Annotated in this window: 23 protein-coding genes; 13 read left to right on the forward strand and 10 right to left on the reverse strand. The window is 32.9% G+C overall.

The genetic code is table 11. From position 1 onward, the window contains the following. The first annotated feature begins 13 nt into the window (after window positions 1-13). Complete coding sequence (locus tag ABD730_RS03070) at window positions 14-703, forward strand: hypothetical protein (protein WP_334469710.1); 690 nt, start codon at window positions 14-16, stop codon at window positions 701-703. Between the two features lie 43 nt (window positions 704-746). On the opposite strand, the gene ABD730_RS03075 is transcribed toward ABD730_RS03070, so the two are convergent. Further along, window positions 747-2042 (reverse strand): anthranilate synthase component I family protein, encoded by a 1296-nt coding sequence (locus tag ABD730_RS03075; protein ID WP_344712475.1) that lies wholly within the window; start codon window positions 2040-2042, stop codon window positions 747-749. A gap of 309 nt (window positions 2043-2351) precedes the next feature. On the opposite strand from ABD730_RS03075, the gene ABD730_RS03080 reads away from it, so the two are divergent. Together ABD730_RS03080 and ABD730_RS03085 are read left to right on the forward strand one after the other, a co-directional pair. Next, entirely contained in the window at window positions 2352-3242 is an 891-nt protein-coding gene (locus ABD730_RS03080) for an aldose 1-epimerase family protein (RefSeq protein WP_344712477.1), read from the forward strand. 42 nt (window positions 3243-3284) lie between these two features. After that, the gene (locus tag ABD730_RS03085; protein ID WP_344712479.1) at window positions 3285-4634 is read left to right on the forward strand and encodes a DEAD/DEAH box helicase; all 1350 of its coding nucleotides are present in this window, start codon (window positions 3285-3287) and stop codon (window positions 4632-4634) included. 234 nt (window positions 4635-4868) lie between these two features. Here ABD730_RS03085 and ABD730_RS03090 read toward each other — a convergent pair whose 3' ends face one another. From ABD730_RS03090 to ABD730_RS03105, 4 genes are all read right to left on the reverse strand, one after another. Continuing rightward, window positions 4869-5696 carry a mechanosensitive ion channel family protein gene (locus tag ABD730_RS03090; protein WP_215924846.1) on the reverse strand — a complete coding sequence of 276 codons (828 nt, stop codon included), beginning with the start codon at window positions 5694-5696 and terminating at the stop codon, window positions 4869-4871. A 29-nt stretch (window positions 5697-5725) separates the two neighbouring features. Continuing rightward, on the reverse strand, window positions 5726-5899 hold the full coding sequence (locus tag ABD730_RS03095; RefSeq protein ID WP_215924847.1) for a hypothetical protein: 174 nt from the start codon (window positions 5897-5899) through the stop codon (window positions 5726-5728). After that, window positions 5883-6476, reverse strand: a complete 594-nt coding sequence (locus tag ABD730_RS03100; protein ID WP_344712482.1) for an RNA polymerase sigma factor — start codon at window positions 6474-6476, stop codon at window positions 5883-5885. Before ABD730_RS03100 ends, ABD730_RS03095 begins: the two co-directional genes overlap by 17 nt. 521 nt (window positions 6477-6997) lie before the next feature. After that, complete coding sequence (locus tag ABD730_RS03105) at window positions 6998-7414, reverse strand: MotA/TolQ/ExbB proton channel family protein (RefSeq protein ID WP_344712484.1); 417 nt, start codon at window positions 7412-7414, stop codon at window positions 6998-7000. Between the two features lie 190 nt (window positions 7415-7604). Between ABD730_RS03105 and ABD730_RS03110 the strand changes: the two genes are divergently transcribed. The 3 genes from ABD730_RS03110 (at window position 7605) to ABD730_RS03120 (ending at window position 10303) form a co-directional block, all read left to right on the forward strand. Continuing rightward, window positions 7605-8675 (forward strand): sensor histidine kinase, encoded by a 1071-nt coding sequence (locus tag ABD730_RS03110; protein ID WP_344712485.1) that lies wholly within the window; start codon window positions 7605-7607, stop codon window positions 8673-8675. Then, entirely contained in the window at window positions 8668-9378 is a 711-nt protein-coding gene (locus ABD730_RS03115) for a LytR/AlgR family response regulator transcription factor (RefSeq protein WP_344712486.1), read from the forward strand. The genes ABD730_RS03110 and ABD730_RS03115 overlap by 8 nt, the downstream gene beginning before the upstream one ends. A gap of 334 nt (window positions 9379-9712) precedes the next feature. Next, window positions 9713-10303, forward strand: a complete 591-nt coding sequence (locus tag ABD730_RS03120; RefSeq protein WP_344712488.1) for a hypothetical protein — start codon at window positions 9713-9715, stop codon at window positions 10301-10303. Between the two features lie 62 nt (window positions 10304-10365). Here ABD730_RS03120 and fabV read toward each other — a convergent pair whose 3' ends face one another. From fabV to ABD730_RS03145, 5 genes are all read right to left on the reverse strand, one after another. Continuing rightward, window positions 10366-11556, reverse strand: coding sequence for an enoyl-ACP reductase FabV (gene fabV / locus ABD730_RS03125; protein WP_344712490.1), 1191 nt, complete (start codon window positions 11554-11556; stop codon window positions 10366-10368). 10 nt (window positions 11557-11566) lie between these two features. After that, on the reverse strand, window positions 11567-12967 hold the full coding sequence (gene lpdA, locus ABD730_RS03130; RefSeq protein ID WP_334469686.1) for a dihydrolipoyl dehydrogenase: 1401 nt from the start codon (window positions 12965-12967) through the stop codon (window positions 11567-11569). A gap of 99 nt (window positions 12968-13066) precedes the next feature. Next, window positions 13067-14674, reverse strand: coding sequence for a S41 family peptidase (locus ABD730_RS03135; protein WP_344712493.1), 1608 nt, complete (start codon window positions 14672-14674; stop codon window positions 13067-13069). Window positions 14675-14949: 275 nt separating this feature from the next. Then, entirely contained in the window at window positions 14950-15720 is a 771-nt protein-coding gene (locus tag ABD730_RS03140) for a LuxR C-terminal-related transcriptional regulator (protein ID WP_344712495.1), read from the reverse strand. 33 nt (window positions 15721-15753) lie between these two features. Beyond that, a complete protein-coding gene (locus ABD730_RS03145; RefSeq protein WP_215924857.1) occupies window positions 15754-16215 on the reverse strand; it encodes an Lrp/AsnC family transcriptional regulator in 462 nt (153 codons plus the stop codon). Window positions 16216-16376: 161 nt separating this feature from the next. Between ABD730_RS03145 and ABD730_RS03150 the strand changes: the two genes are divergently transcribed. The 7 genes from ABD730_RS03150 (at window position 16377) to ABD730_RS03180 (ending at window position 21706) form a co-directional block, all read left to right on the forward strand. Then, window positions 16377-17576: an aminotransferase class I/II-fold pyridoxal phosphate-dependent enzyme gene (locus ABD730_RS03150; RefSeq protein WP_344712497.1), complete on the forward strand. Its 1200-nt coding sequence runs from the start codon at window positions 16377-16379 to the stop codon at window positions 17574-17576. 148 nt (window positions 17577-17724) lie between these two features. Then, window positions 17725-19194 (forward strand): Na+/H+ antiporter NhaC, encoded by a 1470-nt coding sequence (gene nhaC, locus ABD730_RS03155; protein WP_344712499.1) that lies wholly within the window; start codon window positions 17725-17727, stop codon window positions 19192-19194. A gap of 141 nt (window positions 19195-19335) precedes the next feature. Further along, entirely contained in the window at window positions 19336-19974 is a 639-nt protein-coding gene (locus ABD730_RS03160) for a peroxiredoxin (protein ID WP_334469676.1), read from the forward strand. A 103-nt stretch (window positions 19975-20077) separates the two neighbouring features. Further along, complete coding sequence (locus ABD730_RS03165) at window positions 20078-20386, forward strand: thioredoxin family protein (RefSeq protein ID WP_334469674.1); 309 nt, start codon at window positions 20078-20080, stop codon at window positions 20384-20386. Between the two features lie 45 nt (window positions 20387-20431). After that, complete coding sequence (locus ABD730_RS03170; RefSeq protein ID WP_092443256.1) at window positions 20432-20689, forward strand: DUF6952 family protein; 258 nt, start codon at window positions 20432-20434, stop codon at window positions 20687-20689. A 361-nt stretch (window positions 20690-21050) separates the two neighbouring features. Beyond that, window positions 21051-21296, forward strand: coding sequence for a DUF6364 family protein (locus tag ABD730_RS03175; RefSeq protein WP_344712507.1), 246 nt, complete (start codon window positions 21051-21053; stop codon window positions 21294-21296). After that, the gene (locus ABD730_RS03180; protein ID WP_344712509.1) at window positions 21293-21706 is read left to right on the forward strand and encodes a type II toxin-antitoxin system VapC family toxin; all 414 of its coding nucleotides are present in this window, start codon (window positions 21293-21295) and stop codon (window positions 21704-21706) included. Before ABD730_RS03175 ends, ABD730_RS03180 begins: the two co-directional genes overlap by 4 nt. Window positions 21707-21781: the final 75 nt, after the last annotated feature.

Consider the following 21781-nt stretch of genomic DNA (forward strand, 5'->3'; position numbering starts at 1 on the left):
AAATTATTAGGTCATGAGTGTAACAGAAAAATCAACAACAGAATCTGCACGAACCGCCTTTGACAAAAAGGTCCTTTCGGCATTACCACACCTTCATCCTTATGTAAAACACAGAATTTATATTGCTGAAACCTCAGGTATTTTACCAAAGAACATGTTTTCTTCTAATGGTATTATTGACGAAAGCATTATTATACTTTACGATAAAGGCTTTAATGTAGATGCAGAGCCTATGGCTATAAAACTTGAATTGTTTAAAATTGTAGACAACTATATGAATGTGCTGTTTAAAAATGAAACATTTCATAAAAGCACAATAAGCACAGACGAGCTTCTTAAAAAGGAATTATCTAAACTTAGCGAAGATTATACCGTTGATGCCGATTTTGATTTTATTTTAAATACCGAGCTTAATGATATTTCTTATCATCAAGATCAGAGTGAGCCATTGCAATTGTATGCCAATAAAGAAACATCAATTTTAAAGGCGTTTGACATCAAAGACTTACCTGCTTCAAAATCGCATAAGGCCTTTGGACAACTTTATAGTTGGCTACCTTTTAACGTTTCTAATATAGTAGATTTATATATTATAGGAAAACTAGATTTTGAATCTATTGCTAAGATTAAGAAGATTGAGCAAAAACGTGTTGAAGCTATTTTTGACAAGGTTAAGCGTACATTTAGAAGACATATTGAATAAAAGCACACAGAGCCTCTAAACAATTAGAAATTGAAGCTGAAGCTTAATCTTCAAGTGCTTCACGCATAGCCTTTGCTTTAATCAAACATTCCTCGTACTCTTTGAGCGGATCACTTTTTGCCGTGATGGCTCCACCTACAGAATATGAAATGTATTTTTTAGTTTCGTTGTAAAGGATACTTCTAATAATCACATTAAAATCAAAATCACCATTGGGCGCAAAATAACCAACAGAACCAGAGTACAATCCTCGTTTTGTTTCTTCGAGGTTTTCAATGATTTTCATGGCTGATATTTTAGGAGCACCTGTCATGCTTCCCATTGGAAATGTTGTTTTTATAATATCTACAGGGTAGGTCTCTGGTTGTACTTTAGATTGTATGGTAGAAATCATTTGATGCACTTGCAAAAACGAATATACTTTACACAGCTCCTTTACCTCTACACTTCCTTTACAAGCTGTATGTGATAGGTCATTTCTAACCAAATCTACAATCATTATATTTTCGCTGCGCTCTTTAGGATCTTTAGATAACTCTTCTGCCAGCCTTAAATCTTCTGCTTTATCTTCTGAACGCTTTGCAGTTCCCTTTATAGGTTGCGAGATGACTTTAGTTCCTGTCTTTTTAATATAGCGTTCTGGTGATGCAGACATCATGTACTTATCTTCAAACTTAAAAAAGCTCGCAAAAGGTGGCCGTGATATAGCATTCAATTTTTTGAATGTCTCCAACGGATTTATTTCACTGTTTTCCGCATAAAACTCCTGACAAAAATTAGCCTCATAAATATCTCCTCTATGAATGTGAGTTAGCATTTTAGTGACTTTATCGAAGTAGTCGTCTTTATGTATTCTTAGTTTTATTTTGATAGGATTCTGAGACGTCTCAACTGCGCTCAAAGAGACACAAGAATTAACAGACAATAGATCATCTGCTATCTCATCATCTACCATTTTTAAATACTGAATTTCAACCTGATTGCCTTTAAACAAAAAAAGTTTTTTAGGCTGAAAGAAATACAAATCAGGAAAATCTAAACCATCAAGATTTTCAGACTTTAGACGTTCTGTAGTGTTTTTTAAATCGTAAGCCAAGTAGCCAAAAATCCAATCGTTAACAGACAACTGATAATCTTTTAAACGCTCAAAAGCATCAAAATAATCGGTACGTATGGCCGTAAACGCATCTACTGCCAAAACCGCATCATAACTGCTATATTCATCGTTATGATTGTTAGAATCTAACCACACAACATCATCAAACTGCTGACTCCAAAGCAATAGGTTTTGCTTAAAGGCCTCAATATTTTTTGGTTGATGATTTTGTGTTGTTCTCAATAGAAAAATAATTGCTGCAATTTACTGAAATAATATGATTTTTTTAATTGACTTTTTTGTGTTTGAGGTATGGAAAGAAATTTATTTCATCAGAATTCACCCCCTAAAGTCCCCTCAAGGGGACAATTCTTAAAAACATATTTCATATTTCTTAAAACGCAACAGTGAGACTGTCCCCTTGGGGGACTTAAGGGGTGTTTTCAAAATTAAATTTTAATTCCTTTTAAATACTTTACCTAACATAGGTAATATAAAAACCTTGCAGGATAAATGATTAGAATTGTATATTTCAAAAAAAATTAAAACGCCATGTATAGTTTAAGTAACGACCTCTTACAAATCAATATAAAATCTAAAGGTGCAGAATTATGCAACATCACTTCTGCAGAAAACAATACTGAATTTATCTGGCAAGCAGATCCAAAATTTTGGGGAAGCCATGCGCCAAATTTGTTCCCTATTATTGGCTGTATGAAAGACAACAGCTATATCTACAACAACAAAACATACCACATGCCCAAACATGGTTTTGTAAGGCATAACGATAATTTTGTTGTCAAAAACCAAACCGATACGAGTCTCTCGTTTTTATTAGTATCTAATGACGAACTGTATAAACATTATCCTTTTTTATTTGAATTCGAAATCACTTATACACTTTCGGGTAACACCTTAACAATTAACCATACAATTACAAATTCAGACGCAAAAACACTTTTCTTTTCTTTAGGTGGTCATCCTGCGTTTAATTGTCCGCTTTCTAAAGATGACAATTACACAGATTATTATCTAGAATTTGAACAAGCAGAAAACAGCCAATCGTATATATTAAACACCAATAACGGATTATTAACGACAGAGTCAATACCTGTATTTAAAGAGGGAAACAAAATACATTTACGCCCAGATTTATTTAATAAAGATGCTTTAATCTTCAAAGATTTAAAGTCACGAAGAGTAAATTTAACCCATAAAACCAAAGGAAAAGTATTAACTGTAAGCTTTAAAGACTTTAAACAACTAGGCATTTGGGCAAAACCAAATGCACCTTATGTATGTATTGAACCTTGGCTAGGTATTGCAGACAATGAAGCAACGGACCAAAACATAGAAACCAAAGAAGGCATTTTAAGCCTCAAATCAGGTGCTGTTTTTAACGCTTCTTACAGTATTGAAATAGAACAAAGCCATTTAGTGTAAGTTGAGTAATAAAATAGTAGCTTTGCAGCAAAACTTTGCAACGTGACTTTTAAAGATCTTAATTTAAACACACCTTTATATAACGCCTTAGACGATTTAGGATTTACAACTCCTACTCCAATCCAAGAAGAATCATTTAGTGTGGTAGCTTCTGGTAAAGATGTGGTGGGTATTGCACAAACTGGTACAGGAAAAACACTGGCCTATATGCTTCCTATTCTACGTAATCTTAAGTTCTCAAAACAAGACAACCCAAGAGTCTTAGTATTGGTACCAACTAGAGAATTGGTTGTACAAGTTGTTAGTGAAATTGAAAAATTCTCTAAATACATTAATAATCGTGTGTTAGGTGTTTATGGTGGCACCAACATAAATACACAAAAACAAGCTGTTGCTCAAGGACAAGATATCATTGTAGCCACACCTGGTCGTTTGTATGATTTGGCTGTGAGTAGAGTTTTACAGTTAAAATCCATTCAGAAATTAGTGATTGACGAAGTCGATGTAATGCTAGATTTAGGCTTTAGACATCAGTTAATGAATATTTTTGATATCCTACCACAACGTCGTCAAAACATTATGTTCTCTGCAACGATGACAAAAGATGTAGACGATTTAATTACGGATTTCTTTACGAGTCCTGCAAAAATATCAATTGCTGTTTCTGGTACACCTTTAGAAAACATAAAACAAGAACGCTACGATGTTCCTAATTTTTACACCAAAGTAAATTTATTAGAACATTTACTTCACGATAAAGAAACCTTTTCAAGAGTCTTAATTTTTGTGGCTTATAAGAAAATGGCTGACCGCCTTTTTGATAAACTTGAAGAATTATTTCCAGGTCAATCTTGTGTTATTCACTCTAACAAAACTCAAAACTACAGATTGCGTAGTATTGAGCAATTTAGAGAAGGTGAAAACAGATTATTAGTTGCTACAGATGTAATGGCTAGAGGTTTAGATATTGAAGGAGTATCGCATGTTATTAATTTTGACACCCCAGACTATCCTGAAAATTATATGCACAGAATTGGTAGAACTGGTCGTGCAGAACAACAAGGACACACCATCTTATTGTCTACAGAAAAAGAACAAGAAAGCTTAAAGCGCATTGAGGAATTAATGCAAATGAAAATTGAAACATTATCAATTCCTGAGCGTGTAGCTATTTCAACCGAATTAATAGAAGAAGAACGTCCACAGATTAGAGAACGAAACAATCCAATAAAACGACGCGATGAAGATGCGCCAGGACCTGCTTTTCATGAAAAATCTGAAAAAAACTCTAAAGAAAATTTGGGTGGCTCTTATAAGTTTAAGATTGCAGCAAAATATAAAAAGCCTAAAACACGAGGAGATAAAAATTACAACCGTAGAAATAAGAAATAGTACACACTATCACTTTGTCACTTAGTATAAAGTACTAGTGTAAAATAACACTAATAATTATTCTCGTATATTTATTTGCTGTAAACCAACTTTAGGATACAACCAAAACAATTACCTATCTTAAATATTACCATAAAAAAACCCTAATCAAATTAATGAAAAGGGTTTTAAATATGTCAAGTACATGCAGGATTGTATTTATGGAAACATAAATCTATGACCCTAACCTCACAGTTAATCCTGCATTTGTACTTGATTTTCTATTAAATCCTTAATAGGAACAATAAGTCTTCCTTCAGAATTCTTTAAGATTACAGAGATGCTTTGCACGGCATCTATAGTGTATACTTTTTCGTTAAAAATTATTTTTTGTCCAACTTCAAATGTTTTTCGCGCATAAAACGTATTTAATAATTTACCTACGACATCTCTTGCACCTAAACCTACAGCAATAGCAAAGGCTATTAGGAAAGCTGCAATAATCATGTTTATATTATTGGTAATTATATAGGTGTCAATTCCGGCTTGGTTTAAAGCTGTTATAGAAATAAAAGTAAGCAGTAAAAAGAAAACAACGTTACTAATCATTTTACCACCAGACAAGTCCATTGACTCAAAAAGAGACTTTAATCCGTTCTTTACAAAATTTGCAAACAAAAGCCCTAATATAAATATCACTAATGCAGCAAACAATTGAGGTAAGTAAGCGAGTAAAGCGCTAACTTGATTAGATATAATCTCTAAGCCCATGATATCAGATGCTGTAATTAGCAACACGATATACATTAACCATTTCACAAAACTTGAAACAATCTTTACAGTATCAAAATTGAGTTTTTTACCTTCTAAAATTTCAATTTCATTAAGTTTATCATCTAATTTATTGACTTTCGCTAATTTTAAAACTTTCTTTATTAGCTTAACAATTAATTTAGTTACAATCCATCCAATAATTAAAACAATAAGCGCACCTATAATATTCGGAAATATTTTAGTTATCTCTAACCACATAGTGGTTAAGGACTGCGTTGCAATATCTTTAAATTCTGTCATTTTTTCCATACTAATAATATTACGCTAGGATTTATCTACTATTTTTCTCTATTATTTGTTACACTCTCAATGATATGAGCAATATTATACGAAAACAACTCAGCTATTTCCATAAGAAGCTTGGCAAGAGCAATATCATGCATAACTTTGCTTTTCAGTTCTTGCGGAACTTCCTGTAAAGGCTTATCGATGTTCTTAAATGGATTTTCCATCTTTCGTATAATTTGCGTACTTACGTACTAGTTTTTCCTTTGCTCTTTTTAATCGCATTTTCACTGCACTTTCTCCTATTTCTAAAGCGTCAGCTAATTCTTTTATTGATAAATTATCTTGGTATTTTAATAATAAAATCATTTTTTCTTCTGGTGAAATCAACTCCATCACTTTCTTTAATTGCTCTACTCTCATGTTTTCAAACTCAACAGTAGAACTTACATCTTCACCAATATTCTCAATATCAACAAGTTCTGAACTTACAGACTTCTTTTCAAATTTCTTCGCTGTATTTCTAGTGACATAATTTACACAATGGTTATAAGTAAATGCATATAACCATGTTGAAAATTTAGACTTACCTTTAAAACTCGCTAATTTTACAAAGACTCTTAAAAAAACATCTTGTGTTAAATCCTTAGCCTCATCAACTCCATTAGCAAATCCATAACACTTATTATAGACCATATTCGCATATCTATCGTACAGCACCTCGAACAACATAGTGTCATTAGTTTTTACGATTGCTTCTACGAGCGCTTCATCGGTTAGGTTATGAATAGCGTCTTTAGTCAAGGTACTTTTTTAGTCTATTAATTAGTTGGTTATTGGTATTAAGACACTCCTTTAATTAAGAGGTCACATTTATTCTAAATAAAATTCTTACTTTTTTAAATGATCTTTAATACCATTTAAATGATACTGTAATACTTTTGCTGATATTTGAATTTCCCCTATTAAAAATAGTAAAGACATAATAAGCCCAAATCCAAATGCTCAAACAGCTATGCCCTACGATTTACTTATATTTCATCAACTTTACGCTCTATTTCAGGGTATTGATTTGCCTAAAAGTAAAAGCTTCCTGATACTCAAATATATATTTTTTTACTTCAACTCCTAACTAAAGCAGCATACACTAAAAATCGCTTGGCATAAGCAAGCATTATTAACGAAATTAAAGAATAAAAGTGCTGGTATTCTTAGCCTTAATTCTTCCTTAAATCCATTTTACAAAATTAAAGAATAAAAACATTACAAATAAAAAAAGCGAACTTTATTAAGTTCGCTTTTTACAAAAAATTAGTAATGGAACATTACTCCTTTCCTTCGTCTTTTAAACTCCATCGCAATAGTAAAATACCTAATCTTGCAATAACAAATGAAAACAAACCAAAGGTTGCTGTTAATAGCGACACTTTTAGTCCACCTGCAAAAATTGAGGGATCAGGATCTCCCATAGCCTCAACAGAGTCAAAAGCTGTTATTAAGCCAATAACAGAACCTAAAAATCCTAATACTAAACCTAATAAACTAGAATCTACAGTTAGTTTCAGCATTTTTTCAGATTGTTCTCTATTCTTTTTTAAGGCGATAAAACCTTTTACCAAAAAAAACACAGATAATAAAAGACAGATTAAGATTAAGGACATAAAAAATGGTCCGCCTTCATTAAACCGATCTACAAATGGATTTGATACTATCAAGTGATTTAAAACTAACTGTTCGTTCATGATTGATGATTTTAAATTAAACATAGGCCAAACTTAAATGATATACACACTCAATAATTATAATTGCGACGAATAACCGTTTTAACTTGCGATTAAACCTATTGCTAAATCCATCACTAAATCCGTCATTCGTCTATAAACTCCTTATACACTACAAAAATGCAGTATTATTGTATTAAGATTATTGTATATGCTTAAAAAGGAATTCATATTAAAAAAAATAGGACAAGGACTACTCCATGCGCTTTTTTGGTGTGCTGTACTCCTATTCTACACCTATTTTTTTGGTGTGGGCAGCAATAATTTTAACGACACGCTTGTATTCTCATTGTTTTTAATGCCAATTACTATAGCAACAACATATGTATCTATTTACAAATTAATCCCAGGTTACCTTGTAACAAAGCGCTATTTCCTATTTGTTCTTTACAGTAGTTATACACTGATTATTTCGGCCTATTTGGTGATGGTTTCTATCTTTTTTAGTTTGATTTATATTTCTAATTTCGAATATAATGACATGAATCCACTAACAAGAAACATCCTATTTGTAATGACAGGCATCTATCTTGTTACCTTTATTGTGAGTGCTTTTAAACTTATGAAGTTAAACATAAAAGCATCCCAAAAGACTAAAACCCTCGAAACCAAAATTCTTGAAACACAACTTAAATTAAAAGAACAAGAGCTGAAGTATTTAAAAATGCAGATTCATCCACACTTTTTATTTAACACACTAAATACCATGTACGGTTTTGCTTTAAAGAAAGCAGATGAAACTCCAAAAATGATATTAAAACTGTCTAATTTATTAGATTATCTACTGTATCAAGCCGACAAACCTTTTGTGAATTTAAAGGATGAAATAAATCATATTGAAGACTATATCAGTCTAGAGCAAATGCGTTTTAGCGATACTTTAAATGTAGAATTCTCCAAAAACATAAGTTTAGATAATATTGAGATGGCACCAATGTTATTAATTCCATTTGTTGAAAACAGTTTTAAACACGGAAAAATTAGAAACGGCAGTTTAGACATTTCTATTTATATAAAGGCAAATGCTGAAAACATTACATTCAAAATTAGAAATAGTTATGCTAAAGACTTAAGTATTAAAGAAGGTATTGGTTTAGAAAACATAAAAAAACGGTTAGATTTTTTGTACCCCAACCAGCATCAACTAGAAATTAATAACAGCACCAATGATTTTGAAGTTTTACTATCGTTAAATCTAAAATCTAAATTAACAGATGTCTAAATCCATAACATGCATTATAGTTGACGATGAAGCTATCGCTAGAGAAATTATTGCATCTCATGTGGCACAAATTGAAACTATTAAAGCTATAGCGCAATGCAAAAATGCCATTGAAGCCTTTAATTTTATTAGCAATAACAAAGTAGACTTAATCTTTTTAGACATTAATATGCCTGAGATTTCAGGAATATCATTTGCCAAAGCCATAAACAAAGACATCAAGATTATTTTTACCACAGCCTACAGAGATTATGCTGTAGAAGGCTTTGATTTACAAGCCGTAGATTACCTTTTAAAACCCATTGCTTTTGAACGTTTACTGCAAGCTGTAAATCGTTATTTTGAAGTCGCCTCCACTACTATTGATACGACTTTAACCGCCACAGAATCTAACGACTTTATATTTGTACGCTCAGACCGACGCATGCTAAAAGTAGATTTTAATGCCATTATATATGTTGAAAGCTATAGCGATTATATAAAAATCCATCTTCAAGATGAAACCATAACCACTAGAGAAACCATTACGTCTATTGAAGCAAAATTACCTAAAACGCAATTTTTAAGAATTCATAGGTCTTATATCGTCTGTATTGCCAAAATTCAATCGTTTACTAACGAACATATTACAGTTAATCGAAAAGCGCTTTCCATTAGTCGAAGTTATAAGAAAGAAGTTTTGAAACGTCTAGAAAATTTTTAACTTTAAACCTGAGTTCGATATAAGAGTTAATTTCCAGAACCCTAAAAAAAGGTGAGATTTGAAGTATAAAATTTAAAGTAATATCGAGATATTTCAATAATTTTATACGAATAGATTGCATTTTTTTAGGTTTTCCGCAGGATTTGATGAATTTTCCCCAATTCTTGATATGATTTTTTTAAATTAACAAGTTAGTCCTTCAAAAATATATCTGCGAATTGAATAAAAATTCATTCAAACTGAAACAAATATTATATCAAACTCAGGTTTAAGAAAATAAACACCCAAATCTTAACGTTGTATAGCAAATGCTATGCTTTTGAAAACCTGCTAAATGAGTGATTATCTACACAAAACTATTCCAAATTTAAAACCTTTTAGCTATGAGCGTCATCACGATTCGCATTTTATAAATCAGCGATGGGTTTTGGTGAATGGCATTTCTAAGAAGAAATCAATTTATACGTTTAAAGAAGACAATATTCTTGAAATATCACAAAAAGACAATGTGATTCAAACCTCATGGAATATTAACATCCAAAATATATTTTCTATTGAAACTGAAGATGGCTTAATTACCGTTAAAGCCTATTTTAAGGACGATGATATATTAGTCCTTAACAATCAAAACAAAGACGAATTTGCACTTTACATAAATACTTCCAAATATGATGTTGAGTTAAATTCTATTGAAGACATCAACACCTTTTTAAAAGAAAAATACAAAAAGAAAGTCAGCACCATAATTTACGATCACGAATTTTATTACATCGAACAATCAAAAGAATACGGGCCTTTTACAGTAGAAACATTAGCTGAAAAAGTAAAATCTGGTGAGATTAGTGCGTATTGCTTTGTAAAGGATGTCAATGAATACGATTATAGCAAACGAATGCGAATCGAAGATTTAATTAATGAACTATAAAAATAAAGCGAAAACCTAAATAGATTTTCGCTTTATCCTATTATTTATTTACAAACCGTTAGTTACTCCTGTAATCCAGGAATAGCAACCATTTCGTTAACATCTTTATCGTAATCAACTCCTTCAACATTAAAGCCAAACAAGTTAAAGAAATCCGTTTTATAACCTTCTAAATCACCAATGTTTGGTAACGTTTCAGTTGTAGCTTCTTTCCAAAGTTCTAACACTTTAGCTTGGATATCATCACGCATTTCCCAATCGTCAACACGAATTCGTCCTTGCTCATCCAATTGTAAATCTTCAGCATATAAACGTTCGTTAAATAAACGCTCTATTTGCTCAATACAACCTTCATGAATCCCCTCTTCTTTCATCACTTTATACAATAACGAAATGTACAACGGAATTACAGGAATTGCAGAACTCGCTTGTGTTACTAAAGCTTTGTTTACAGAAACATAACCTTTTCCATTAATAGCCTTTAGTGAATCGGTAATTTCAAAAGCAGTGGCTTCTAAATGATCTTTAGCGCGACCAATAGTCCCTTTTCTATAAACCGCTTCAGTTAATGAAGGGCCAATATAAGAATAGGCAACCGTTTTAAAATCTTCCGATAAAACATCTGCAGATTTTAATAGGTCAATCCACATTTTCCAATCTTCACCACCCATTACAGCAATGGTATTATCAATATCATCACCAGAACATGGTGCTATTGATATTTCTTTTACGACTCCTGTATGAAAATCAACCGTATTATTGGTAAACGTATCGCCAATAGGCTTTAATACCGATTTAAAACGTTCTCCAGTATCTGGATGCGTTCTTACCGGTGAAGCCAAACTGTAAATAACCATATCAATCTTACCTAAGTCGTCTTGAATCAATTTTAAAGTTTGTGCTTTAATTTCATTAGAAAAGGCATCACCATTAATACTCTTAGCGTACAAACCATCTTTATGAGCTTGGGTTTCAAAAGCGGCACTATTGTACCATCCTGGTGAAGCCGGACGCCCTTCTGTTGGTGGTTTTTCAAAAAACACACCAATAGTTGAAGCATTAGAGCCGTAAGCACTTGTTATCCTTGATGCCAAGCCAAATCCTGTTGAAGCCCCTATAACTAAAACGTTTTTAGGACCGTTAGTTGTTGGTCTTGATTTTATATAATCTATCTGATTTAATACGTTTTTTTCACAGCCTGTTGGATGTGATGTTAAACATATAAATCCTCTAGTTTTTGGTTCTATTATCATATTTTATGTTCTATACGTGTAAAGCTCTATCGTCTGTGGCTGCTAAAGCAGCTTCTTTTACAGCTTCTGCAAATGTTGGGTGGGCATGAGACATACGTGAAATATCCTCGGCTGATGCTCTAAATTCCATAGCGGTTACAGCTTCTGCAATTAAATCGGCACAACGGGCACCAATCATATGAACTCCCAAAACCTCATCAGTGGTCTTATCGGCTAAGATTTTTACAAAACCATCAATATCTCCACTTGCTCTAGCACGACCTAAAGCTCTAAATGGAAACTGACCAACTTTATACTCTACCTTGTCTGCTTTTAATTCTTCTTCTGTTTTACCAACAGCAGCTACTTCTGGCCATGTGTAAACCACACCTGGAATTAAGTTATAATCGATATGTGGTTTTTGTCCCGCTATAGTTTCGGCTACAAAAACACCTTCTTCTTCCGCTTTATGCGCTAACATCGCTCCTTTTATAACATCTCCTATAGCGTAGATGTTAGACACATTAGTTTGTAAGTGTTCGTTAACTTCAACCTGTCCTCTATCTGTCATTTTCACACCTGCAGCGTCAAGATTTAAGCCGTCTGTATAAGGACGACGACCTACAGAAACTAAACAGTAATCTCCTTTAAATTCTACAACTTCACCTTTCTTATTTTCTGCTTTAACAATGACCTCATCACCATGACGCTCTACAGACTGTACTTTATGAGACAACATCATTTTACATTTGGCTTTCTTAAAGACCTTATTTAGTTCTTTAGATAAGCCAGCATCCATAGTTGGTAAGATTCTGTCCATAAATTCTATAACAGTAACTTCTGCACCTAAACGACGGTACACTTGTCCAAGCTCTAAACCAATAACTCCACCACCAATAATAATCATGTGTTTAGGAACTTCTTTAAGTTTTAAAGCTTCTGTAGAAGTAATAATACGCTCTTTATCTAAAGTAATAAACGGTAAGTTACTTGGCTTACTTCCTGTGGCGATAATGATTTTTTTAGCTTCAATCTCTTGAGCGTCTTTACCTTCAATTTTAATATGAGTAGCATCTACAAAAGACCCTAAACCTTCAAAAACATCAATATTGTTTTTCTTCATTAAGAAATCAATACCTCCTGTAGTTTGATCGACAACAGCTTGTTTACGACCAATCATTTTTTCTAAATTCACTTTGATCTCACCAGGGATTTCAATACCATGATCTTCAAAATGTTTTGTTGCTTCTTCGTAGTGATGCGAAGAACTTAATAAGGCTTTACTTGGAATACAACCAACATTTAAACAGGTTCCTCCTAGTGTAGAATACTTTTCAATAATAGCTGTTTTCATCCCTAACTGTGCGCAACGAATTGCTGCTACATATCCACCAGGTCCTGAACCTATTATTGCTACATCGTATGATTTCATAAGAATACTTTTTTGTCTGATTAAAAAAACGATTACAAAAGTACAATTTTGATTAATGATTTACGAATTTTAAAACCCTATATTAAGGAAGAAAATTATTTAGTTCTTTTGTCCTAAATCTTCTAAAATCCATTCCAATTCTGGGTCAATAGATTGTAAGCGATCCTTATAACTTGGTAATAGCTCTACATCTGGCTTTACACCATAACCATCTGGTGTTACTTTGTAAGGCGCATCAATAAATGCCAATCCAATTCTTGCACGTACTTTGGTATGAGGCATCTCGTACATTTTATAATATCCAGCCACGGTACCATTATAAGCTCCTCCGGTTTCTTCTCCAACAAAAGTAGCGCGTTTACTACCTTGTAATTGCGTAGATAATATAGACGATGCCGAAAATGAGTTACCGTTAATTAACACATAAACCTTGCCTTTAAAATTTAAAGGTTTTGGCTCTTGTTCTTTAGATGACTTAAACTTATAATATAATTTGTTATCCTCTTTTTTAGTTTTAAAAAGGTCTATGGTAATTAGCACTGGTGACGCTATACCTGCAATGGCTTTAACTAAAGTGGGACTTGAATTAGCCATAAGGCTCTTTAAAAGAGGAAAGCGTGTATTTACTTCACTCGGATTAATCATTCTGAAATTTTCATCAGTAAGATACGAATACAAATAGGTAATTTCCTTTAAGCGTCCGCCAAAATTATTACGCAAATCTATAACCAATGCTTCTGCTTTAAGAGAATCTATTAGCTTAAAACTTTCATCATAAAAGTCCTCGTAATCATATCTAGAGAATCCTCTAATTTTTAACAACGCCACAGCACTGTCTTTTCCTATAAAATTTAGATTTCTAGTGTACTCGTTTCTGTCGGGAATAAAACCATATTTTTCATTGTGTTTTCGCTCTGCCTTGCGCTCCTTCTTTTTAGCCTTTCGCTCTGCTTTTGTAAGTTTTATTTTTTTGACGTCCTTAAGTTTAACGGAATCTTTCGCTAAAGAATCTTGCTTCAAATGCGCTAGATCCTTTTTTAATATCCGCTTGTATTGTTTTACAAACGTAGAATCTGAATTTCTAAAAGTGAGACTAATACTATCAAAACGGCCTTTGTCATTTACATAATAGCTCATAAAACGAGTACCAACGACCCTCTGATGCAAAGTGGTATTATAACCATCTGAGGCTATAAGGCGTTTATATTTTTTAATTAAATCTTGTGGGCTTTCATCTTCTACTTTTAAAACTTCTGCATTAATTAAAACAGAGTCCTTCCCTCTTGCATTGGTAACAAAAAGTTTATTGTCTAAATATTCAAAATCTAAATTAGTGATATCAAACTTTGATCCTCTTAATGCTTTTCGTGCTTTTCTGTCAAACCTTTGACTGGGTGGAGACATTGACAAATGACCTTGACCAACATATTTAGTAACGGCAGACAATTGCTTATAAAATGTACGACTATCCATAGGCTTGTCAATAGCCTTCTTTAAACTATCAAATTTAAAATCTAAAACGGCTTTTGAGGTAAATTGATATAAATGGGGATGATTTCGCTGTAATTGCTCATATACCTTATCGATATCTTCATGTATATCTTCAACCGAATGTAATTTTGAAATCTGTTGATTGTACTTTTCTACACTAGAGCAAGATGTTAGCAATAGGATTAAACATAAGGTAAACGACAATTTATAACTCATATTAACTTTATTTTCAGGGGTTCTAAATATGGATTTTAACAAAATGATATGCTATATTATATATAGACGTAAAAATATTAAGAATGGTTGCTTTATAATGCAATTAAAAAAAGAAATGCTATCGTTTTTTGCATTAAAAAAAATAGTCCAAACCTTTAGACTATAAAAATAATCTAAAGAGAATGGACGTATTCTACCCTAAAGTTGCTAATAGCTTGTCAAAGTTCCGTATTAAAGAATAAGCGGGCAATACTCAATTTGAGTATTTATACGATTTACAACCAATGTTGATTCATTTTTATCATGCCAACCAACTCTCCTGTTGACGAGAGGTTAAACTTTTTCAATATATTTCTTCTATGTGTATCTACCGTATGAGAACTGATATTTAATTTATTAGAAATCTCTTTACTCGTGTAATTTAAAACGAGTAATCGTATAACATCACGCTCTCTATTGCTAACACCTTCATTTAATAGCTTTTGAGAAAAGTTGTTAAAATAAAGCGTTTCATATTCATTTTTAGAGTTTAACAGCTTTGCAGATGCCGTTATATCCATTTTTATATTAGGATCTAAAACTGTGTAATGTGCTAAACCTATTATAGGCTTACCGTCTGAATCAAAAACCAATGGTGTAGTATTCTGAATAATATTTACATAAACACCATCACCATTCTTAATTCTAAAATTCCATGTATAATTTGTGTCTTTTCGTTTTGGTTTTGATATTTCACCAAGTGTAAATTCCATTAACTTATTAAGTGCGCTTAACCAAGCATCAATATCATCTGGATGAATCCTATTCCAAAAATAACGCATACCATGAGTCTTTAGCACTTTAGCATCAAGCCCAAGACAAGCAGTATAATTTTTACTAATGTATTCAAATGTTAAGTCTTGAGTATTTGTAACACAAAAAAACGTAGAGCTATATGGTAAATATTCATCGAGCTCCATAAACTTCTTTATGTGTTCTTTTAGAAATGGTTTATCATAGGATTTAAATATGAATCGGTATAAATCTTTTATTTGAGATTGTTTCATAATGTAAAATTAGAAATTTAATCTAAAAAATAATCATTTCAGTGAAATTACAGTGGTATGCTTCACTTCATTTATCATAAACATACTGTGCGTACTACCAATATGGTCAATTTTAGTTAATTTTTCTACCATAAATTCCCTAAACGCCTCCATATCTTTTACTAAGACTTTAAGCAAATAATCGTAATCTCCACTTAAATGGTAACATTCTAAAACCTCATTAAACTGCTTAACTTCACGTTCAAAACTTACAACATAATCTTGCGTGTGCTGCACTAACTTTATATGACAAAACGCCACAAAATCCTTTTGTACTTTATTCTTATCTATTAAAGCGACATACTTTTTTACAATACCATTTTTTTCGAGTTTTTTAATACGCTCGTAAACGGCAGTTACCGATAAATTTAACTGGTATGCTAAGGCTTTATTGGTTTGTTTACTGTCATTTTGAAGCAAATGAAGCAGCTTTCTATCAATGTCGTCAAAAATCATGCTTATCTTTTTTCGGTTAAAATAATACAAAAACCAAATCTATAATTATAAAAACTAAAAATAGCACCTATTTTAGATAAATAATCTAAAGACTGTCTTGTTGGTTGATTATTAATCTAAATTTAACGAGATTTGAAAGAATTAATCAAAATCAAATTATTATGGCTTTTAAACCCGCAAACAATATTCAAGATTTACAATACTTTGGCGAATTCGGAGGCGTAAACCCTTCTATTTCAGACTCATCAACCTATACGTTTTTATCAGCAAAAACCATGTTCGATACCTTTGAAGGTAACGCAGATGGTTGTTATTTATACTCACGTCATTCGTCTCCTTCAAACTTATATTTAGGAGAAGCTTTAGCAGCTATGGAAGGTACAGAAACGGCAACCGTTACTGCTTCAGGTATGGGTGCTATTACTCCGGTGTTATTACAACTGTGTGGTGCTGGCGAACATATTGTAAGCAGCAGAACCATTTACGGTGGTACTTATGCCTTCTTAAAAAACTTTACACCGCGTTTAGGTATTAACACCTCGTTTGTTGATATCACTAAATTAGAGGCTGTAGAAGCTGCCATTACTCCAAAAACAAAAGTGTTGTTTTGCGAAACGGTAAGTAACCCCTTATTAGAAGTGGCAGACATCGCAAGCTTAGCCAAATTAGCAAAAAAGCACAACATTACATTGGTAGTAGATAATACCTTTTCTCCATTATCTATCTCACCTATAAAATTAGGAGCAGATGTCGTAGTTCACAGTTTAACTAAATTTATCAATGGCTCTTCAGATACTGTTGGTGGTGTAGTATGTGGTACACAAGAATTAATTGACGACCTACGAAACGTAAACAGTGGTGCAGCCATGTTATTAGGTTCTACTATGGATAGTATGCGTTCGGCTTCAGTATTAAAAAACTTGAGAACCTTGCACATTAGAATGATGCAACACAGTTATAATGCCACCTATTTAGCTGAAAAATTTGAAAATGACGGTTTAAAAACCGTTTACCCTGGCCTAGCCTCTCACCCATCGCATGAATTATTCAAATCTATGATGAATGAAAAATACGGTTTTGGAGGTATGATGACTGTCGATGTAGGATCTTTAGACAAAGCCAATGCCTTAATGGAATTAATGCAAGAGCGTAACTTAGGCTATTTAGCCGTGAGTTTAGGATTCTATAAAACCCTATTTAGCGCACCAGGAAGCTCAACTTCTTCAGAAATACCTGAAGATGAACAAAAAGAAATGGGCTTAAGTGATGGCTTAATTCGTTTTTCTATTGGTCTTGATGCCGATATAGAACGCACCTACGATATGATGAAAACTTGCATGAAAGAATTAGACATTCTTTAAGCTAAAATCACAGCTATATAATTAATGGTTAGATGCTTAGGTAACACTAAGGGTCTAACCCTTTTTTTTGCTTCAAATTCTAGGATTTGCATTCCATTTGCAAATGGCTTAACAAAATCGTAACATTACAGAACTAAACGGACTAAAAATGCAAGAAAACGACAACCTAAGTGAGATTAAAACAGAAGATCAAGTAATTATAGACAATAAAGCACTTAGTTTTTTTGAAGCACTTATACCTGTTGTTATGCTCATGGCCATGCTAGCCTATAACATCTTTTTTGTTGAAGATCAAGAATGGTTTGGAGGCTACACCAATCAAATTATTTTATTATTAGGTGGTGGCATTGCTGCTATTGTTGGCTTTTTTAATAAAGTGAATATCAAAATCATGCTCAAAGAGGTTTGGGAAAACCTAAGAAGTGTATTTGTGCCTATAATGATTTTATTCTTAGTAGGTGCTTTAGCAGGAACTTGGTTAGTCAGTGGAGTCATTCCCGCCATGGTTTATTACGGCTTACAAGTTTTAAGTCCCGAAATATTCTTACCAGCATCCGTCGTTATTGCCGCTGTAATATCTATTGCCACAGGGAGTTCTTGGACCACCTCGGCAACCGTGGGTATTGCTTTAGTAGGCATTGGTACTGCTTTGGGCATTAATCCTGGGATGATTGCTGGTGCTGTAATTTCTGGAGCTTACTTCGGTGATAAAATGTCACCATTAAGCGACACCACAAACCTAGCTCCCGCTATGGCTGGGACGGATTTGTTTACACATATTAGATATATGGCCATCACCACCGTGCCTACCATTATTATAACATTAATTGTATTTGCCATAATTAGTGCCAATATAGACCCTACAGGAACTGCAGATGTTAGCAATTTATTAGCTTCAATTAAAAACACCTTTCACATATCACCTTGGTTATTTATGGTACCTGTTACAGTAGTGGCTTTGATACTACTCAAAACAAAACCACTAATAGCTTTAGCATCCGGAATTGTTCTAGCCATCGTATTTGCATTCATTTTTCAAGCTCCAGTACTAGAAAACTTATCCGAATCTAAATTCTCGGCCGTTATTAACTCTATTTTCACAGAGACCTCTATCGCTACAGATAATGAAAATTTAAATGACCTCTTCTCTGCTAAAGGTATGCAGGGCATGCTCTGGACCATCTATTTAATTGTATGTGCCATGGTTTTTGGAGGCATTATGGACGCCATTGGAGCACTATCCCGAATCACAAAAGCACTGCTTTCTATAGCCACCTCTATTTTTGGATTATTTGCCAGTACTGTGGTAAGCTGTTTAGGCTTAAATATCATTGCCTCAGATCAATACTTGGCCATTGTCATTCCTGGAAAGATGTTTAAGCAAGCTTATATCGATAAAGGCTTAGCACCAGAAAATTTAAGTCGTACCCTAGAGGATTCCGGAACCGTTACCTCTGTACTAATCCCATGGAACACTTGTGGAGCTTACCAAAGTGGCGTCCTAGGTGTTGGTGTGGGCGAATACTTTATGTATGCCATCTTTAACTGGTTAAGTCCTTTTACCACCTTAATATTTGCAGCCTTAAATCTTAAAATTAAGATGCTAAAAGCTAAATAGTTTTTATTTATTAAAAATAAAATACAGTATAGCTAAAATCTATTGCTTTATAAAAAATTAAAATTTGCTTAACGTATTAATTCCCTAATGAAAAGTATCTTTGTAGTAGAAAATTAATAATCAATTTAAAACTATAAAAACATGGCATTAGTAGGAAGACAATTTCCAAATTTAGACGTAAACGCAATGAACGATATGGGCGACACTTTTAAAGTGAACGTTCTAGAAGAAGCAAAAAACAATAACAAGAAAGTCGTATTATTCTGGTACCCAAAAGATTTTACTTTTGTATGTCCTACAGAATTACACGCTTTCCAAGCGGCTTTAGGCGAATTTGAAAAAAGAAACACTATTGTAATTGGTGCATCTTGTGATACTGCCGAAGTACACTTTGCTTGGTTAAGCACACCTAAAGATAATGGTGGAATTGAAGGGGTAACATACCCAATCTTAGCCGATTCTAACCGTAACCTAGCTTCAGCATTAGGAATCTTAGATATCTTCAATGAGCAATTTGATGAAGAAACTGGTTTAGTAACAGTTGAAGGTGATAACGTAACCTACAGAGCAACATACATCATTGACGAAGAAGGAACCATCCAACACGAAAGTATTAACAACATGCCTTTAGGTAGAAACGTTAACGAATACTTGAGAATTATCGATGCCTTAACACACGTACAAGAAAAAGGTGAAGTTTGCCCAGCAAACTGGGAAGAAGGTAAAGAAGCAATGCAAGCCAATGCTAAAGGGACTGCTGAGTATTTAGCATCTCACTAATCTAAAAGTTTAAAATTTATGTCATTGCGAGCAAAGCGCGGCAATCTCATTATAATATGCAGAAGGCTTCATAGTGCTCGCAATGACGTATAAAACAAAAACTATGATACAAGAATTAGAACAAGATAATCTGCAAGAGATTATCAATGGTAACGATACAGTGATCGTACAATATTCAGCGACCTGGTGTGGAAATTGTAGAATAATGAAACCTAAGTTTAAGAAATTAGCAACAGAACACGAAGGAGCAACTTTCGTTATTGCTGATGCTGAAAAATTTCCTGAAAGTAGAAAATTAGCAACGGTAGACAATTTACCAACCTTTGCAACATTTAAGAATGGCGAATTTAAAAGCCAAGTACAAACCAATAAGTTCGATGTTTTAAAAGAACTGGTTGACGAAGTAGCTTAATTTGTTTAACCTTTTAATAGATTCCTGCTTTCGCAGGAAATGCATATGAAACTACCTGTAATAAAACACTTAACGCAGTTTATAGAAGACAATGACGAAGATTATATCATTGAAACTATAGAAACACTTGAGGCCTTAACCGAAGTACCATCGCTTAAAGATGAAGAGCTCGACGTTATTGGAGAATTAATCTCTAACATGTATGGTGCCATTGAAGTGAATAAAATGATAAAGGAAGGCACGCCTAAAAAAGAAGCCGTTAACGGATTTATGAAACGTGTCTTAGGGTCTATTGATAAGTAAATAGAAGAAGAAAAATTAATACTTTTAAAAACCACCTCGTGAAAGCTTGGTGGTTTTTGCGTTTTATAGAGTTTGGGGTTTGATGAGTTTTGCATTACGGTTTGCCGTAAGTAATTTTTAATAGAAGGGTTTAACTTGGTTGTTGTTTACAAGACCTGTACGTAAGGTTACGTATAGATATTAACAGAAATAGAATTAAATTCGTGGCTCGTGACTGTAAAAGATATAATAACCTTTTTTATTTACGAGATATGAGTAATAAAAGTCATTATATAGCACGTTAGCCATAAGCAAAAAAAACATCGGGAACTGATTAAACCCACGTAATAATTTATTAAATTTGTACGTAAACAAAAATGTTATGGATAAAAAACTCACATTAAGTTTAGACAAAACAATTATCGAAAGTGCAAAAAACTATGCTAAATCAAATAATATTAGCTTGTCGAAACTTATCGAATCATATTTAACGACGCTGACAAATCGCAAAAAAAATGATGCCGAAATAACACCTCTTGTTGAAAGTTTAAGTGGTGTAATTTCACTTGACAAAGATTTTGACGTCAAAGATGCCTACACTGATTATTTAATTGAAAAATACAAATGAGTAGATTATTAATTGACACAAATATTGTTATTGACCTTCTTTCAAAAAGAGAAAAGTTCTATGACGAGGCTGCCGATTTGTTTTCTCGTGCGGATAAAAAAGAATTAACTTTAGCGATTTCATCATTAACATTCGCCAACACAAACTATATCTTAACTAAATTAAAATCAGCAAAAGAAGCGAGAGAAATATTAAGGAAATTCAAAGTGCTTGTAGAAGTATTAAGTTTAGATGATAAAATAACTGAATTAGCTTTAAGTGACGATAATTTTCCTGACTTTGAAGATGGACTTCAGTATTACTCGGCTATAGAAAATCAAATTGAAATAATAATTACAAGAAATAAAAAAGACTTTAAAAACTCAAAAATTCCTATTTTGACTGCTAAAGAATTTTTAGCTCTAAAATAATGCTAGTAGGGTAACACTATTTACAATTAATGGCTAGTTTTAGCTTGCTTACGAAAATCTTTGCAGATTTTCTGT

Origin of the sequence: Winogradskyella damuponensis, from assembly GCF_039538385.1 — a bacterium.
GTDB classification, from domain to species: Bacteria; Bacteroidota; Bacteroidia; order Flavobacteriales; family Flavobacteriaceae; genus Winogradskyella; species Winogradskyella damuponensis.